This is a genomic window from Cupriavidus sp. 05T42, assembly GCF_056396345.1.
Genome location: NZ_JBFTLH010000024.1, coordinates 1 through 17,264, shown reverse-complemented (window position 1 = coordinate 17,264; position 17,264 = coordinate 1). Strand labels below are relative to the sequence as shown.

General features: G+C 68.0%; 11 protein-coding genes. 6 read left to right on the top strand and 5 right to left on the bottom strand.

Annotation, left to right across the window (positions count from 1 at the left end):
• Positions 1-50 precede the first annotated feature (50 nt).
• Together AC1EJR_RS23965 and AC1EJR_RS23960 are read left to right on the top strand one after the other, a co-directional pair.
• A complete protein-coding gene (locus AC1EJR_RS23965; protein WP_092298300.1) occupies positions 51-2,252 on the top strand; it encodes a methyl-accepting chemotaxis protein in 2,202 nt (733 codons plus the stop codon).
• A gap of 51 nt (positions 2,253-2,303) precedes the next feature.
• A complete protein-coding gene (locus AC1EJR_RS23960) occupies positions 2,304-8,315 on the top strand; it encodes a hybrid sensor histidine kinase/response regulator (protein ID WP_477147656.1) in 6,012 nt (2,003 codons plus the stop codon).
• Positions 8,316-8,467: 152 nt separating this feature from the next.
• Here the strand turns inward: AC1EJR_RS23960 and AC1EJR_RS23955 are convergent, their stop codons facing one another.
• The 4 genes from AC1EJR_RS23955 to AC1EJR_RS23940 all read right to left on the bottom strand — a co-directional run bounded on the left by AC1EJR_RS23955 (position 8,468) and on the right by AC1EJR_RS23940 (position 12,351).
• Positions 8,468-9,778 carry an MFS transporter gene (locus tag AC1EJR_RS23955; protein WP_477147655.1) on the bottom strand — a complete coding sequence of 437 codons (1,311 nt, stop codon included), beginning with the start codon at positions 9,776-9,778 and terminating at the stop codon, positions 8,468-8,470.
• A 59-nt stretch (positions 9,779-9,837) separates the two neighbouring features.
• On the bottom strand, positions 9,838-10,611 hold the full coding sequence (locus AC1EJR_RS23950; protein ID WP_477147654.1) for an SDR family oxidoreductase: 774 nt from the start codon (positions 10,609-10,611) through the stop codon (positions 9,838-9,840).
• A gap of 68 nt (positions 10,612-10,679) precedes the next feature.
• The gene (locus AC1EJR_RS23945) at positions 10,680-10,922 is read right to left on the bottom strand and encodes a hypothetical protein (RefSeq protein ID WP_092298312.1); all 243 of its coding nucleotides are present in this window, start codon (positions 10,920-10,922) and stop codon (positions 10,680-10,682) included.
• Entirely contained in the window at positions 10,915-12,351 is a 1,437-nt protein-coding gene (locus AC1EJR_RS23940; protein ID WP_477113793.1) for an aldehyde dehydrogenase family protein, read from the bottom strand. Before AC1EJR_RS23940 ends, AC1EJR_RS23945 begins: the two co-directional genes overlap by 8 nt.
• Positions 12,352-12,539: 188 nt before the next feature.
• Here AC1EJR_RS23940 and ppa point away from each other — a divergent pair, with 188 nt between their 5' ends.
• Positions 12,540-13,067 carry an inorganic diphosphatase gene (ppa, locus tag AC1EJR_RS23935; RefSeq protein ID WP_092298318.1) on the top strand — a complete coding sequence of 176 codons (528 nt, stop codon included), beginning with the start codon at positions 12,540-12,542 and terminating at the stop codon, positions 13,065-13,067.
• Positions 13,068-13,122: 55 nt separating this feature from the next.
• Here the strand turns inward: ppa and AC1EJR_RS23930 are convergent, their stop codons facing one another.
• Positions 13,123-14,358 (bottom strand): GNAT family N-acetyltransferase, encoded by a 1,236-nt coding sequence (locus AC1EJR_RS23930; protein WP_477147653.1) that lies wholly within the window; start codon positions 14,356-14,358, stop codon positions 13,123-13,125.
• Between the two features lie 208 nt (positions 14,359-14,566).
• On the opposite strand from AC1EJR_RS23930, the gene AC1EJR_RS23925 reads away from it, so the two are divergent.
• The 3 genes from AC1EJR_RS23925 to AC1EJR_RS23915 all read left to right on the top strand — a co-directional run.
• Positions 14,567-16,633: an NAD(+) synthase gene (locus AC1EJR_RS23925; protein ID WP_092298324.1), complete on the top strand. Its 2,067-nt coding sequence runs from the start codon at positions 14,567-14,569 to the stop codon at positions 16,631-16,633.
• A gap of 103 nt (positions 16,634-16,736) precedes the next feature.
• Positions 16,737-17,075 (top strand): P-II family nitrogen regulator, encoded by a 339-nt coding sequence (glnK, locus tag AC1EJR_RS23920; protein WP_061957551.1) that lies wholly within the window; start codon positions 16,737-16,739, stop codon positions 17,073-17,075.
• Between the two features lie 83 nt (positions 17,076-17,158).
• The coding region (locus AC1EJR_RS23915) for a transposase (RefSeq protein WP_477147672.1) at positions 17,159-17,264 on the top strand (106 nt) is incomplete at its 3' end.

Here is a 17,264-nt window from a genome sequence, read left to right as displayed (position 1 = left end):
ATCAAGACGCAGTACCAACGAATCAAAAAACAAACGGACAGAGGGTTGCTATGGGTATCAAGAAGATGAGCCTGGGACGCCGGACGGCTGCCGCGGGAGCCGCCGCCGAAGCCGTGGCGCCGCGCCGGTCGGTGTTCGCCAAGGGCAGCGCTGGCGCTGACAAGGGCGGCCTGGGCCGTACCCCGGTGGAGCAACTGTCCGGCTGGCTGTCGCGCATGCCGTTCGCGTCGCAGCAGCGTACGCTGACGGTGGGCGTGGTGGTGTCGCTGGTGGCACTGCTGGCCTCGGTGTATCTCGATAACCGCCAGGCCACCAACGGCGCGGCGCAGATCGAAATCGCCGGTAACATGCTGATGCACTCGCAGCGTCTGGGCAAGGCGGTGCCGGTGGCACTGCTGGGCAACGCACAGGCCTTCACGCAGCTGCGCCAGTCCAAGGAACAGCTCACGGCCGACCTGCTGGCGCTCCAGAACGGCAGCGACGAGAAGCACGTCAGCGCCACCACGGGCACGGCGATTCCGCTGCTCGAGACCGCCATGAACTCGTGGAAGCGCTCCGAGAAGAGCGCCGGCGACGTGCTGGCCCAGCAGCCGATTCTGACCACCATCGGCCAGACGCTCCAGATCTTCAACGCCTCGAACCCCGAACTGCTCGAGGCCGCCGAACAGGTGGCCGCGATCAAGCTCCAGGCCGGCTCCAACGCCCGCGAGGTGGCCGCCTCCGCGCAGCTCGTGATGCTGACCCAGCGCCTGGGTAAGAACCTGAACGAGTTCCTCTCCGGCGAAGGCGTCAACCCCGAGACCGCGTTCCTGCTCGGCAAGGACACCAACACCTTCCGCGAAACGCTGGACGGCCTGATGAACGGCTCGGACGCCCTGCGCCTGACCGCCGCCACCGACGCCGAGACGCGCAGCTACCTCCAGCAGCTCTCGCAGCGCTTCGAGGCCGTGCAGAAGACCACGCAGACGATTCTCCAGAACCTGCCGGGCCTGATTGCCGCCAAGCGCGCCCAGCAGCAGATCTTCAACGACAACGAGGCCCTGCGCGGCGAGCTGTCCACGCTCCAGACCGCCTACTCGGACGGCGCCCGCTACCGCCCCTGGACCCTCGGCGCAACCATCGTCTCCGCGCTGTCCACGCTGATCTTCCTGGCCGGGCTGGCCGCGCTCTACCTGCGCGACTCGCGCGTCCGGGCGCTGGAAGCCGAGGCGCGCGAACGCGAGGCCGAAGCCCGCCGCCTCGACGAAAAGCGTAACAACGACGCCACCCAGAAGGCCATTCTGCAGCTGATGAACGAGCTGCAGGACATCGCTGACGGTGACTTGACGCGTCAGGCCACCGTGACCGAGGACATCACCGGCGCCATCGCCGACTCGGTGAACTACACCGTGGAAGAACTGAAGGAACTGGTCGGCCGGGTGCAGCAGACCGCCGTGGACGTGCAGCAGGCCTCGAGCCAGGTGCAGGAAACCTCGGTGCAGCTGGCTGCCACGACCGAAGAGCAATCGCGCCAGATCCGCCAGACCGGCGAGTCGGTGGTGGAGATGGCAGACCGCATCACGCAGGTGTCGCGCGGCGCGGCGGAGTCCGCCAACGTGGCCCGCGCCTCGCTGGCCGCTGCGGAGCAGGGCCAGCAGGCTGTGGAAAACGCGATTACCGGCATGAACGGCATCCGCGACCAGATTCAGGAAACGTCGAAGCGGATCAAGCGGCTGGGCGAGTCGTCGCAGGAGATTGGCGAAATCGTCGAGCTGATCTCGGACATTACCGAGCAGACCAACGTGCTGGCACTGAACGCCGCCATCCAGGCGGCTTCGGCCGGCGAGGCAGGCCGCGGCTTCTCGGTGGTGGCGGAAGAAGTGCAGCGTCTGGCCGAACGTTCCGGCGAGGCCACCAAGCAGATCGGCGCGCTGATCCGCACGATTCAGACCGATACCCAGGACGCCGTGCACGCCATGGAGCGCAGCACGCAGGGCGTGGTGGAAGGGGCGCGGCTGTCCGATAACGCCGGTGCCGCACTGGTCGAGATTGGCCGCGTGTCGCGCCAGCTGGCCGAGCTGATCGAGCAGATCTCGCAGACCACCTCGCACGAGGCCGGGCTGGCCACCAACGTGGCGCGCCACATCGACGGCATTCTCCAGGTGACCGCCCAGACCACGTCCGGTACGCGCCAGACCGCCACCTCGGTGCGCCAGCTGACGGCACTGACCGAAGAACTGCGTAACTCGGTGTCGCGGTTCAAGATCGCCTGACTTGCATAAAACCTGCATCGAGGCCCGCGCGCGGGCGCAACGGATTGTGTCATGTCATTGAATTTTTCCGTATCGAGCGACGTGGCTGACCCGGCCGCGCCGCAACCGCCGGTGCAGGGCGAGGCCGCCACGCCGGCCGCCGTGCCGCAGCGCGACCTGTCGGTGCTGGCCTGGCTCGCGCCGAGCCTGCGTACCGCGCTGGACGATGCCGCCGCCGAGCTTGGCCACTATGTGGACGAGATCCAGCAGGCCCCCGAGGCGCTGGGCGCGCGCGACACCACGTCGCTGCGCCTGGCCGGCCAGCAGCTGCACCAGGCTGCCGGGGCGGTACACATCGTCGGCCTGCGTGGCGTGGATGCGCACTGCCAGGCCATGCGCCGCCTGCTGGAAGCCATCGACGCCGGTACCGTCGCCGCCAGCCCGGAGACGCTCGGCGTGTTCCGGCGCGGCGTGCAGGCCCTGGCCGAGTATGTCGATGACCTGATGGCCGGCGATCCCGAGGATCCGCTGCGCCTGTTCCAGCCCTACGCCGACGCCCTTGTCCTGATGAAGGAGGAGCGCGTCCATCCGGCCGACCTGTGGCTGGAGGAATTGCAGATGCTGCCCGGCATCGTGCTGCCCACGCGCTCCACGTCGTCGGTCACGCGCGCGCGCCAGCGCTTCGAGGCCGCGCTGCTCAAGGCGCTGCGCCTGCCCACGCCCTGCACGGACGGCGCGCTGCTGCGCGAAGCCTACCTGCCGCTGCAAACGGCGCTGGACGATGTTCGGAACCACGAACAGAACGCGCGCCGCACCACCGATACCCCGGACCGGGGCATCTGGCTGACGCTGTCGATGGTGTTCCGCGCGCTGGCGCACGGGCTGCTGCCGTCCGACCTGCTCGCCAAGCGCTTCGCCGCGCGCGCCCACCTGCTGCTGCGCCAGTACCTGCAAGGGCAGGTGCGCGTGCCGCAGGCGCTGCTCAACGATGCCGTGTTCCTGCTGGTCAGCACCGGCCTGACGCCCGATGGCCCTGAGGACACCACGCCGCCGGCGGTACAGGCCGCCGTGCAGGTGCTGCGCGCCGACATCGCGCGCGGCCTGCAGGCTTTCCGCGTCGATCCGGCCCACGCCGTGGCGCGTGCCGACTATCGCCGGCGCTACTACGGCTGGCTCGATCCGATCGACACGCGCAACCTCCAGAACGCCGCCGCCGCGATCGAGCGCGCGGCTGCCGACGATCAGGCCGGATGGGAACTCGCGCTGGCTTCGCTGGCCGAGGCCGCGCAGCCGCTGGCCCAGCCCGCGCTCCAGCACTGCCTGAGCGCCGCTGTTGCCCATTCCGCTGCCCATGCCGGGCAGCGCAACGTGCCCGGCGAGACTGGCGCCGCCCTGGGGCCAACCGGCGTGGCGCTGTTCCTCGCGCGCGCGCTGGCCATGCCGTGGCGCGTGCATGGGCAGTCCGGCCATGCGTCCGCCGCCGAATTCGCCGCCCGCTGCGACCAGCTCGCCGCCTGCCTGGCCGACCCCGCCGCCACCGCGCCTGACTGGCTCGCCACGATGGTCGAGACCGCCAACGCCCAGGCGCTGCGCGCCGAGGCCGTGACCCGGCTGCGCGCCCAGCTCGACAGCGGCGAGTCCTGGCTCGATACCTTCGACCGCAACGCGGCCAAGCCCGATGCCGTCAACACGCTCGGCGATGCCGCGCAGGCGTTTGGCGGGCTGCTGGCCACGCTGGAGCGTTTGATCGGTAGCGCCGCGATGCCGGAAGGCATCGACGAAGCCGCCACCGCCGCACTGGCCGCCACGCGCGCCGTGCTGGCGCGGCTGGACGTGCTGCGTGGCATCGACACCCAGCCGGCCCGCGTGGCCCAGTTGTCCGAGATTGCCGCCGAACTCGGCGCGGTGCATGCCTTTGCCGACATCCTCGAATTCGGCCGCCGTCAGGCCGATGCCACCGACGACGGCGCCCTCGCGCCGCGCCGGAACGACGAGGTGCCCGCCACCGCGCTGGCCGCCGCGCGCCACGCCGCGATGGACGCCATCCGCGTAGCCGCCGGCGCCGATTCGCCCGAGATCCAGCGCCTGCGCGCCGCCTTGCAGGCTGTGAGCGACCAGGCCGCCATCGACGACGATGCCGCGCTGCGCCGCCAGGTCACCGACGCCACCACGCAGCTGCACGCGTGGCTGGCCGGCAGCGACTCCGCCGCCGAACGCATGATCGTGGCGCTGGCCGACCCGATGCCCGCCGCCGGGCTGGCCTCGTCCGCCGCGCCGTCCGCCCCGATGCCCAGCGACGCCGCCGGGGTCGACGCCGAACTGCTCGAGATCTTCCTGTCCGAAGCCGAGGAAGTGCTCGGCAACATCGCCGCCGACTTGCCCGGCGGGCTCGACGCGCTGCGCGACGCCGACGTGCTGAGCCGCACACGCCGCGCCTTCCACACGCTCAAGGGTTCCAGCCGCATGGTCGGCCTGAACCGCTACGGCGAGGCCGCGTGGGCTATCGAACAGGTGATGAACCTGTGGATTGCCGAGGCACGCGAGCCGATGCCCGCGCTGCTGGCGCTGCTGCACCACGCGCACGATCTGCTGCGCGAATGGGCCGTCGCCCTGCAGGCCGACGCCGGCACCCAGCGCGACATCGCCGCGCTTGTGGCGGAAGCTCAGGCCGTGCGCGAGCCCGGTCAGGCCGATCTGTCTGCCGATGCGCCCGCCGCCGCGCCGGAAGATGCCATCGATTCGCTCGATGCCCTGCTGGCCCACGCCCAGGCCAACGCGCCCGGGCAGGCCGCCCCGGCGCAGCCGGTCGCCCCTGAGCAGCCGGCGGCCGAGGCCGAGGACAGCAATGTGCTGCCGTTCCGCCTCTTGGGCGGGCTGGCCAGCGACGACGACCACTACAAGGTGATTGGCCCGGTGCGCATCGGGCTGGCGCTCTACAACGTCTACCTGCAGGAGGCCGACGATCTGGTGCGCCAGTTCGCCACCGACCTGTCCGAGTGGAAGCACGAGAACCATCCGTGCCCGAGCGAGCTGGCGCTGCGCGTGGCGCATACGCTGCAGGGCAGCGCCTCCACGGTGGGGCTGGAGCCGGTGCGCGACATCGCCGAGGCCCTCGAACAACTGCTGTTGCTGCTGGGCCGCCACCCCGTGGTGATGCATCCGGGCGACTTCCGCCTGCTCGAGCAGGCCGTGGAGCGGCTGCGCGCGATGCTGCACCAGTTCGCCGCCGGGGTCTGGCCCGATGCCGACCCGGCGCTGTGCCGTGACCTGAACGATTTCGGCGAACGCGCGCTGATGCGCCCGCGCGCCACCGTGACGGGCGAGCAGGCGCAGGCGGACCAGGAAGGCTCGGTCGCGCAGCTATTCGGCAATACCCAGATCCTGCAGGCCACGCCGCTGTCGCCGCTGCCGCCCGTTACCGAACCGGCCGCGCCGACCCCGGCACTGCCGGCCGTGACCGATGCGCCGGCCAAGCTGACGCCGATCACCTCGCTGCCGCCGGTGGCCCCGCCGACGCTAACGCCCATCAGCCCGGTCACTCCGGTGCACGATGCCGTGGTCATCGCCATGCCGACGGCGCCGCGTCATGAGCAGGTGGCTGTCGCCCATGTCTCCGCGCAGTCGCCGGAGGTGCCGCAGTCGGACGAATCGCTCGACGCCTCGTCGCTGGACGCCGATCTGGTCGACATCTTCCTGGAGGAGGCGCACGGCAGCCTGCCCGAACTCGGCAAGCTGGTGCGCACCTGGGAAGCCACGCCCGAGGAGACGCAGCAGGGCGGGCTGGTGCTGCGCGCGCTGCACACGCTCAAGGGCAGCGCCCGCATGGCCGGCGCGATGGCGCTGGGGCAGGCCGCGCATGAAATGGAAACGCTGCTGGAAGCCTCCGTGCGCGGCCAGCGCGTGACGCCGGACCTGTTCGGCAAGCTCTACGCCTGGTACGACCGGATCCTCGCGCACGTGGACGCGCTCCAGAACGGCCGCCTGCTGCCGGTGGACGATGCCGATGTGGTGAACGGGCTGGTCGAGCCGGACGCAGTGCCCGCTGCCTCGGCCAATGCGCCGGCTGCCATCACGGCATCGATCGACACCCCGGGCACCGCACTGGCCACGGCCGCTCCGCAACTGCCGGCCACTGCTACCAAGGCCCCGGAGGCCGACCGCCAGCGCGCGCTGGTGCGCGTGCAGGCCCGGGCGCTGGACACGCTGATCAACGACGCCGGCGAAGTCGGCGCCACGCGCGCCCGGCTGGACAGCGAGCTGGAAGCGCTGCGCGCCTACCTCGGCGAACTGAACGACAACGTGGGGCGTCTGCGCACCCAGTTGCGCGAGATCGAAATCCAGGCCGAGACGCAGATGGCGTCGCGGATTGCMGATACGCAGCAGAGCCCGGACTTCGATCCGCTCGAGTTCGACCGCTTCACGCGGTTCCAGGAACTGACGCGGATGATGGCCGAGTSCGTGAACGACGTGGCCACGGTGGAGCAGAACCTGCAGCGCGGCTTCGACCGCGCCTCGGGTGACCTCGCCGCGCAGGCCCGGCTCACGCGCGGCCTGCAACGCGGGCTGATGCAGGCCCGCATGGTGCAGTTCGATGCACTGGCCGAGCGCCTGTACCGCGTGGCGCGCCAGTCGGCCACCGAAACCGGCAAGGAAGTGCGCCTGCTGATCAAGGGCGGCACGGTGGAGATCGACCGCTCGGTGCTGGACCGCATGGCCGGCCCGATCGAGCACTTGATCCGCAATGCCGTGGTGCACGGCATCGAGCCGGCGGACGCACGCCGCGCAGTGGGCAAGTCCACCACGGGCGCGCTGACGCTGGAAGTGCAGCAGGAAGGCAACGAGGTGGTGCTGACCTTCTTCGACGACGGTGGCGGGCTGGACCTCGGGCGTATCCGCGAGCGGGCCATCAGCCGCCAGTTGCTGACGCACGAGGAAGACGCCAGCGACGCGCGCCTGACCGAGATGATTTTCACGCCGGGCTTCTCGACGGCGGACGAGGTGTCCGAGCTGGCCGGGCGCGGCGTGGGCATGGACGTAGTCCGGGCCGAAACCGTGGCGCTGGGCGGCCGGATCACGCTCTCCACCGAGGCGGGCCGGGGCACCAGCTTCACGGTGCACCTGCCGCTGACCACGGCCATCACGCAGGTGCTGCTGGTCTCGCTGGGCGGCCGCCTGTATGCGATGCCGAGCGGCATGATCGACCAGGTCCACCAGCTGCGCGAAAAGCCGCTGCTGGAGGCCTACAACGCCGGCCGCTTCGGCGCGACGACGGGTCCGGGCGCCGGTGTGGAAGCGCCGTTCTACTATTTCGGCACGCTGCTCGAAGAGAGCGCGGCGATTGCCTCGGGCCGGAAGTATTCGCCCGTGGTGGTGGTGCGCTCGGGCGCGGACCGCGTGGCGGTGCACGTGGACGAGGTGATCGGCAACCGCGAAGTGGTGGTGAAGCATATCGGTCCCCACCTCGCGCGTCTGGAGGGCATTGCCGGCGCCACCACGCTCGGCGATGGCGAGATCGTGCTGATCTACAACCCGGTGGTGCTGGCGCAGCGGTTCGTGCGCGAGCGCGGCGAGGTGACGCCGACGGCGCTTCTGGCATCGACCGACAACACCGGCGCGGTGGCCGAGTTCGTCGGGGCAGGGGATGCCCGGCCGGTCTCGGGCCTGATGACGCTGCCTACCGTGATGGTGGTCGACGATTCGCTCACGGTGCGCAAGGCCAGCCAGCGGCTGCTGACGCGCGCGGGCTACCAGGTGGTGCTGGCGCGCGATGGCGTGGATGCGCTGCGGCAGTTGCAGGAGGTGATGCCGGACGCGATGCTCGTGGATATCGAGATGCCGAACATGGACGGCTTCGACCTCACGCGCAACGTCCGCGCCGATAGCCGCACCACGCACATGCCGGTGGTGATGATTACGTCACGTACGGCCGAGAAGCACCGCCGCTACGCGGCCGAGATCGGCGTGAACGTCTATCTGGGCAAGCCGTTCAATGAGGATGAACTGCTGCGTACGCTGCGCCAGCTGATCGGCGAGAAGGCCGGCAACGCTGCCGGCTCGGTGGCTCAGATGCTGGGCGACGCCTGAGGGCTTGACGCGCCGGCCCGCTCCCCCGACCCCTCTCCCGCAAGCGGGAGAGGGGAGACAACAGTTGGCGTTTCAGATGCTCCCGGTGTTCTCCCCTCTCCCTCCGGGAGAGGGGCGGGGGAGAGGGACGGCGTTGGCCGAAGCCAATAGCGTCAAGCCTTGCGATTCACCATCGTCGCCGGCACCGACAGCGTCAGCGCCGCGCCCGCCACCAGGCAGATCGCCAGCAGATACATGCCMGAGTCGGTGCTCTGGGTCAGGTCCTTGAGCCAGCCCACCGCGTAGGGGCTGATAAAGCCGGCCAGGTTGCCGAGCGAGTTGATCAGCGCGATACCAGCCGCTGCGCCCGTGCCGGCCAGGAAGGCCGTGGGCAGGCTCCAGAACAGCGGCAGCGTGGTCAGGATGCCGATGGTGGCCAGCGTCAGCGCCACCATGGCCAGCGTGGTGTCGCCATGCCACTGCACCGACAGCACCAGCCCCACCGCCCCGGCCAGCGCCGGCAGCGCGATATGCCAGCGCCGCTCGCCCCGCTTGTCGGCGCTATACGCCACCAGGATCATGCCGATCACCGCGCAGCCGTAGGGAATCGCCGTCAGCAGGCCGATGTCCAGCGCGCCCTTCACGCCGGTCTGCTTGATGATCGTCGGCAGCCAGAAACTCACGCCGTAGAGGCCCATCACGAAGCAGAAGTAGATCGCGCTCATCAGCCAGACGCGCGGGCTGGACAGCACCTTGCGGATCGGCGGGTCTTCCTTGTGCTGCTCCTCGTTGGCGATATTGCGCTCGAGCAGCGCCTTCTCGTCCTCGGTCAGCCACTTGGCGTGGCGGATGCGGTCATCGAGGTAGGCGAGCACCCACAGGCCGACCAGGATCGACGGAATGCCTTCGAGCAGGAACATCCACTGCCAGCCGGACCAGCCGTTGTGGCCATCGAACGCCTGCATGACCCAGCCGGACAGCGGCCCGCCGATCACGCCCGAGAGCGCGATAGCCGTCATGAAGAACGTAGTGGTGCGCCCGCGCCGCTCCGCCGGGTACCAGTAGGTCAGGTACAGGATGATGCCGGGGAAGAATCCCGCTTCGGCCACGCCAAGCAKGAAACGCAGCACGTAGAACATCGTCGGCGTGGTCACGAACATCATCGACGCCGAGATCAAGCCCCAGGTGATCATGATCCGGGCGATCCAGATGCGCGCGCCCACGCGATGCAGGATTACGTTGCTGGGGACCTCGAACAGGAAGTAGCCGATGAAGAAGATGCCGGCACCCAGCCCGTAGATGGTCTCGCTGAACTTGAGGTCGTTGAGCATCTGGAGCTTGGCGAAGCCCACGTTCACGCGGTCCAGGTAGGCCACCACGTAGCACAGCAACAGGAAGGGCACGAGGCGCCAGCTCACCTTGCGGTAGGTGGCGTCTTCGAAACCGGCGTCGCGCACGCCGGGGTTCACTGCGGTCGTTGTCATGAATGTCTCCTCATTGGGTTCTTATAAGACGTTGCCGCGGGTTGTGAAGGGGGCGGGCGCTACACGCAGCGCCCGCCGTCCACTTCGATACAGGTGCCGGTGATGAACGCCGCCTCGTCCKAGGCGAGGTAGAGGCAGGCATTGGCCACGTCCTGCGGGGTGGACATGCGCCCCATGGGGATCGTGGCGAGGAATTTGGCGCGGTTCTCGGGGGTGTCCGGCAGGCCCATGAACTGTTCGAGCAGGCCGGTGGCTCCGATCACCGGGTTGACGCAGTTCACGCGGATGTTGTCCGGGCCGAGTTCGGCCGCCATGGCCTTGCTGGCCGTGATGACGGCGCCCTTGCTGCCGTTGTACCAGACCAGCCCTGGGCGGGGCCKGATGCCGGCGGTGGAAGCCACGTTGACGAAGTTGCCGCCGCCGCGCTGGCGGAAGTGGGGGATGAAGTGCCGGGCCGACCAGTAGATGCTCTTGACGTTGACCGCGTAGACGCGGTCGAACTCGTCTTCGGTGATTTCCAGGATCGGCTTGTTGCGATGGGTGGTGCCGGCGTTGTTGACCACGATGTGCACGTCGCCGAAGGCGGCCAGCGTGGCGTCGCGCATGGCGGCCACGTCGTCGCCCTGGGCTACGTCGGCGCGGACTGCGCGGGCGTTGCCACCTGTYGCGCCATGCTGTTCGCGGATCGCGGCGGCGACGCGCTCGGCCGCCTCCAGGTTGAGGTCGGCCACCATCACGGCGGCGCCTTCGCGCGCGAACGTATGGGCGATGCCTTCGCCGAAACCCGAGCCACCGCCCGTGACCACGGCCACCTTGCCAGCCAGTCTTGCCATGTTGCTGTCTCCTATATCGATAGGCCCGTCGCGGTCTTGGCGCCGCTGGCGGACATGCTGCTAGTTAACTAGTGCGAGAACGGCCCTCGTCCGCGCAGGGCGTTGGCCACCATCATCACGGCCAGCAGGAAGGGCAGGGCCACGTAGAGGCACCAGTGGACGCGGTCGCCCACGGTGTCGCCCCATTTGCGCTTGAACACCTGCAGGCGGGGCATGCCGGACGGGTTGGTGGCACGCTTGTTCCGGACATGCCAGGCCATCCAGAAAAAGAAGATGGCGAACGCGATCGACAGAAAATTGATGTTACCCATGTTGAATGGCGATGGTTTTCAGAGTGGTGAATCCGTACAGGGCCTCGAAGCCCTTCTCGCGGCCGTAGCCCGACTGGCCGGTGCCGCCGAACGGCAGCTCCACGCCGCCGCCGGCGCCGTAGTTGTTGATGAAGACCTGGCCGGCGCGCAGCTTGCGGGCCAGCCGCAGCTGGCGGGCGCCGTCGCGCGTCCACAGGCCGGCCACCAGCCCGTAGGCGGTGCCGTTGGCGAGGCGCAGCGCTTCTTCCTCGCTATCGAAGGGCATCGCCGCCAGCAGCGGGCCGAAGACTTCCTCCTGGGCCAGCCGGTGCGTGGGCGGCACGTCGCGGAACAGCATCGGCACCTGGTAGTAGCCAGACTCCGGGGCCTCGCCGACGATCTGGCCCTGCGCCATCACCGCAATACCGGCGTGCTGGGCATCGGAAACGAAGTCCCAGACGCGTTGCTGCTGCTTGCGGCTGATCAGCGGGCCGCATTCGAGGTCGAGTTGGGACGGCCCCACGCGCAGCGACTCGAACACGCCCGAGAGCCGGTCCAGCAGGGTCTCGTAGACAGAGCGCTCCACCAGCAGCCGGCTGCCGGCCGAGCAGGTCTGGCCGGCGTTCTGGACGATGCCGTTGACGATGACGGGCAGCAGCACGTCCAGGTCGGCATCGGCAAACACGATCTGCGGGGACTTGCCGCCCAGTTCCAGCGTCACCGGCACATGGTTTTCGGCCGCCAGCTGGGCGACGATCTTGCCGGTCTCGGGCGAGCCCGTGAAGGAGATATGGTTGATGCCCGGATGGCGGGCCAGCGCGGCGCCGGCCTCGTGGCCATAGCCAGTGACGATATTGAGCGCGCCTTCCGGCAGGCCGGCCTCGGCAGCCAGTTCGGCCACGCGCAGCAGGGACAGGCAGGCATCCTCCGCAGGCTTGACCACGCAGGCGTTGCCGGTGGCCAGGGCCGCGCCGACGCTGCGGCCGAAGATCTGGAGCGGGTAGTTCCAGGGGATGATGTGGCCCGTCACGCCGTGCGGCTCGCGCACGTTCAGCACCGTGTAGCCGGGCTGGTAGGGGATGGTCTGGCCGTGCAGCTTGTCCGCCGCGCCGGCGTAGAACTCGAAATAGCGGGCCACGGCCCGGGCGTCCGCGCGGGCCTGGCGCAGCGGCTTGCCGGTGTCGCGGGCCTCCAGCGCGGCCAGTTCGTCCTCGTGGTCCATCAGCTTGACGGCCACGCGGTTCAACAGGCGGACACGCTCTGCAGGTGCCATGGCACCCCAGGCGCCCTCGGCGGCCTGGCGGGCGGCCAGCACGGCCACGCTGATGTCCGTGCTGTTGCCACGGGCAATCTCGGCGAACGGCTCGCCGTTGGAGGGATCGAAAACCTTGATGCGCAGGCCGGAATCGGGGGCGATCAGGCGGTTGGCGACGAAGTGCTGGGCGTGCATGCTTATCTCCGTGCTCGGGTATGGAGCGACTGCTGAATCGGGAATGCCGCATTATCGCGCACCGTGCGCGCCGCGCAAGGCACTTGGTACTTCGGGCGCGGCACGGCTGCAGTGCTTGTCAGCGTGGGGTCAGGAGCGAACCGCTATAATGCCCGCCATCCCACAACACTGGCATTCGGAGAACTCGCATGAGCTTCAACCTCGTCTCCCCGGGCAAGGACCTTCCCAACGATTTCAACGTCATCATCGAGATTTCGGCTCAGAGCGATCCGGTGAAGTACGAGGCCGACAAGGAAACCGGCCTGCTGTTCGTCGACCGTTTCATCGGCACGGGCATGCGCTACCCGGCCAACTACGGCTTCATTCCGAAAACGCTGTCCGGTGACGGCGACCCGGTGGACGTGCTGGTGCTGACGCCGTTCCCGATCCTGGCCGGCGCGGTGGTGCGCTGCCGTGCGCTCGGCATGCTGAAGATGACCGACGAGTCCGGCGTGGACGCCAAGCTGGTGGCCGTGCCCGTGGACAAGCTGAGCCCGGCTACCGCCTTCATGAAGGGCCTGTCCGACGTGCCGCAAAACACGCTCGACCAGATCAAGCACTTCTTTGAGCACTACAAGGCACTTGAGGCCGGCAAGTGGGTCAAGGTGGACGGCTGGGCCGGCATCGAAGAAGCCCACAAGGAAATCACCGACGGCGTGGCGAACTTCAAGAAGTAAGCTGGTTCGCACCAGATCGATGATCGATAAAAAACCCGCCAGTTGGCGGGTTTTTTTATTCGCCCCGGGCAAAGGGGCTGTGATCGTTCAACTCGTCGAGATAGGCGTCGATGCCCTGGCGCTCGCGGGCCAGGAAGCGCTCCACTGCATCGGCAAAGGACGGGTGCGCCAGCCAGTGCGCGGACCGCGTGGCCACCGGCAGGAAGCCGCGCGCCATCTTGTGCTCGCCCTGAGCGCCGCCTTCGAAGGTGCGCAGGCCCTCGGCGATGCAGAATTCGAGCGGCTGGTAGTACGCAGTCTCGAAGTGGAGGCACGGGTGGTGCTCCAGCGCGCCCCAGTAGCGGCCATAGAGCGTGCTGACGCGTGGATCGGTATCGAACACGACCAGCGAACTGGCGATGTCGCGGCCTTCCCGGGTGGCTATCACCAGCAGAAGGTTCTCGGGCATGGTCTCGCCGATGCGCCGGAAAAAGTCCAGATTCAGGTAGGGCGACGAATGGTGCTCGCGGTAGGTCTGGCGATAGCAGCGGTTGAAGAACTTCCACGCCTCATCGTCGATCTCCGCCCCGTGCAGCTGCCGGAAGGTGATGCCTGCCTCCGCCACGCGCCGGCGCTCCGCGCGGATATTCTTGCGCTTCTTCTGCGAAAGCGTGGCCAAAAAGGCGTCAAAGTCGGCGTAGCCGGGGTTGGTCCAGTGGAACTGCACGCCATGCCGCATCATCATGCCGGCTTCGTCCATCAAATCGGCCTCATGGTCGGACGGAAACAGCACGTGCAGCGAGGACATGCCCGATTCCTCGGCCAACGCCAGCGCAAAGCGCAGCAGCAGGCGGCGGGCGATGTCGTCCTCGGCCAGCAGCCGGGCGCCGCGCACCGGCGTGAACGGAATGGCGGACAGCCACTTGGGGTAGTAGGGCACGTCGTGCTGGCGATAGGCGTCGGCCCAGGCCCAGTCGAACACATACTCGCCGTAGGAATGCGATTTCGCGTAGAGCGGCATCGCAGCGGCCAGCCGGTCGCGGCCCGTGCCGTGGCCGGCTTGCACCCCGTCTTGTACCCAGAGCGTCAGGAAGCGCGGCGACCAGCCGGTGTCGTCGGTGGCGCTGCCGCTGGTGTGCATCGCGTGCAGGAAGGCGTGGCGCAGGAAGGGCGTGGCGTCGGGCTGGGCGGCCACGAGGGCGTCCCAGTCGGCGGCTGGCACCTCGGCCAGGTCCAGGACGATCTCCRTCCGGTAGTTAGCCACCGGGGTGTCCGGCTGTGCACTCACCGGCTGACACGATTCCGACTGCATTCCGCCCGATCCCACTCAAGAATTGAAGATTATTTGATMCGTCTGACGTCCGTCAGGTGCCGGACGAGTCTACCGGAAGACGTGCGGCGGCGCAGCCATGGGCCGCCAGGTGGCGTGCACGACGGTTGCGCGGTGCGCATCGTAGAATGACAGGCATCACGCCGATTGCCGCGCCGGCATGCGGGCGTCCCGAATCCGAAGGCCAGACATGACTCATCCGTTCTTCAACCTGTATTCCCACGGCTTTGCGCGCGTGGCCGTGGGCGTGCCCGAGTGCCGCGTGGCGGATCCGGCCTATAACGCCGACCAGACCCTGGAGCTGGCCCGCCAGGCCGTGCAAGGCGGCGCGGCGCTGGTCGCGTTCCCGGAACTGGGCCTGTCGGCCTACACCTGCGACGACCTGTTCCATCAGCGCGCGCTGCTGCGCGAGTGCGAACTGGCGCTCCAGCGCATCGTGGAAGCCTCGGTGTCGCTGCCGGCCGCGCTGGTGGTMGGGATGCCGCTGGTGGTGGAACATCAGCTATTCAACTGCGCCGTGGTGGTGGCCAACGGCGCCATCCAGGGCGTGGTGCCAAAGAGTTACCTGCCGAACTATTGGGAATTCTACGAGGCGCGCCAGTTCAGCGCGGCGGACTGCGCCCCCACCGAGGGCCGTATCTCGCTGCTCGGTGCCACGGTGCCGTTCGGCGCGGGGCTGCTGTTCGAGATCGAGAACATCCCGTTCTTCCGTTTCCATGTGGAAATCTGCGAGGACGTCTGGGTGCCGGTGCCGCCGTCGTCGTTCGCCGCGCTGGCCGGGGCCACCGTGCTGGTGAACCTGTCGGCGTCGAATATCGTCATCGGCAAGTCCGGCTACCGGCACCAGCTGGTGTCGCAGCAGTCGGCACGCTGCCTGGCGGCCTACCTGTACACCTCGGCGGGCAAGGGGGAGTCCTCCACCGACCTGGCCTGGGACGGCCAGGCGCTGATCTACGAGAACGGGGAACTTCTGGGCGAATCGGAGCGGTTTTCGGACCGTTCCCACCTGTTGACGGCCGATGTGGACCTGGAGCGGCTCTCGCGCGAGCGCATGCACCAGACCACCTTCGGCCATTCGGTGCGCCGTCATCGCGAGGAAGTCGAGAAATTCGAGATCGTCTCCTTCCGCGTGGACGTGCCCACGACGCAGAACCTGCCGCTCGCGCGCAAGGTAGAGCGCTTCCCCTATGTGCCGGCCGATCCGCGCCGCCGCGACGAGCGCTGCATGGAGGTCTACAACATCCAGGTGCAGGCGCTGGTGCAGCGGCTGTCGTCGAGCAAGATTTCGAAGGTGGTTATCGGCGTCTCGGGTGGGCTGGATTCCACCCATGCCCTGCTGGTCTGCGCCGCCGCGATGGACCGCCTGGGCCTGCCGCGCGCCAATATCCTCGGCTACACCATGCCGGGCTTCGCCACCAGCGACCGCACGCTCGATCAGGCGCGGCAACTGATGGCCTGGATTGGCTGCACGGCGCGCGAGATCGATATTCGTCCCAGTTGCATGGCGATGCTGAAAGATCTCGACCATCCCTACGCGAAAGGCGAGCCGGTCTACGACGTGACCTTCGAGAACGTGCAGGCCGGCGAGCGCACCAACCACCTGTTCCGGCTGGCCAACCACAATCACGCCATCGTGATTGGCACCGGCGACCTCAGCGAGCTGGCGCTCGGCTGGTGTACCTATGGGGTGGGTGACCATATGTCCCACTACAACGTCAACGCCAGCGTGCCGAAGACGCTGATCAGCCATCTGGTGCGCTGGGTGGCCGAAACGGGCCAGGTGGCGGAGGGCGGGGAAGCGGTGCTGACGGCCGTGCTCGACACCGATATCAGCCCCGAACTGGTGCCCGGCGGCACAGCTGCGGACGGCCAGGACAAGGCGCCGGGCCAGAAGACCGAGCAGGTCATCGGGCCGTATGAATTGCAGGATTTCAACCTCTACTACACGCTGCGCTTCGGGTTTTCGCCCAGCAAGGTGGCCTTCCTGGCGCTCAGCGCCTGGGGCGACGTGGCGCGCGGCGAATGGCCGAACGGGCCGCATGTTGCGCGTAACGCCTACGAACTTGCCGAGATCAAGCGCGTTCTGGGGATTTTCGTCGACCGATTCTTCCGCACCAGCCAGTTCAAGCGGTCCTGCGTGCCGAATGCCCCGAAAGTGGGCTCGGGCGGGTCGCTTTCGCCGCGTGGCGACTGGCGCGCCCCGAGCGACGGGGAGTCGGCGGTCTGGGTGCGTGATCTGGCCCGGATTCCGGACTGATCGAACCGGGGCGAAGGGGCCAAGTGTGCCCATACCCGCAATCCCGAGGCGGGTTTCGGGCTAGAATCTGTCATCTTCCGACAAACACAAATAGAGGCCAGCCATGAAGCAGATTACCGCCATCATCAAACCGTTCAAGCTCGACGAAGTGCGCGAGGCGCTGGCGGATGTGGGCGTGACCGGCCTCACCGTGACTGAGGTAAAGGGCTTCGGCCGCCAGAAGGGCCACACCGAGCTGTATCGTGGCGCCGAGTACGTGGTCGATTTCCTGCCGAAGATCAAGATCGAAGTGGTCGTGGCCGAGAACCAGCTCGACACCGTGCTCGATTCGATCGTGAAGGCTGCCCACACGGGCAAGATCGGTGACGGCAAGATCTTTGTGACCGAGATCGAGCGCGTGATCCGTATCCGCACCGGTGAGCAGGACGAAGCCGCAGTCTGATTGGGACTCATCGTCCAGACGCAAAAAAGCCGGCCCAGTGAACTGCACCCCAAAAGTTGGACACCAACTTTTGGGGTGTTTTCATGTATCGGTACTCGGAGCAGTTCAGGCTGACAGTTATCCAGAGCTACCTGGACGGTCAGGCAGGCTATGGTGAGATCGCCAAACGCCATGAAATAGACACAGCGG

Coding starts and splice junctions, on each gene's coding strand:
- AC1EJR_RS23965 (WP_092298300.1), top strand. CDS start 51: ATGGGTATCAAGAAGATGAGCCTGGGACGCCGGACGGCTGCCGCGGGA.
- AC1EJR_RS23945 (WP_092298312.1), bottom strand. CDS start 10,922: ATGGGTAACATCAATTTTCTGTCGATCGCGTTCGCCATCTTCTTTTTC.
- AC1EJR_RS23940 (WP_477113793.1), bottom strand. CDS start 12,351: ATGCACGCCCAGCACTTCGTCGCCAACCGCCTGATCGCCCCCGATTCC.
- ppa (WP_092298318.1), top strand. CDS start 12,540: ATGAGCTTCAACCTCGTCTCCCCGGGCAAGGACCTTCCCAACGATTTC.
- glnK (WP_061957551.1), top strand. CDS start 16,737: ATGAAGCAGATTACCGCCATCATCAAACCGTTCAAGCTCGACGAAGTG.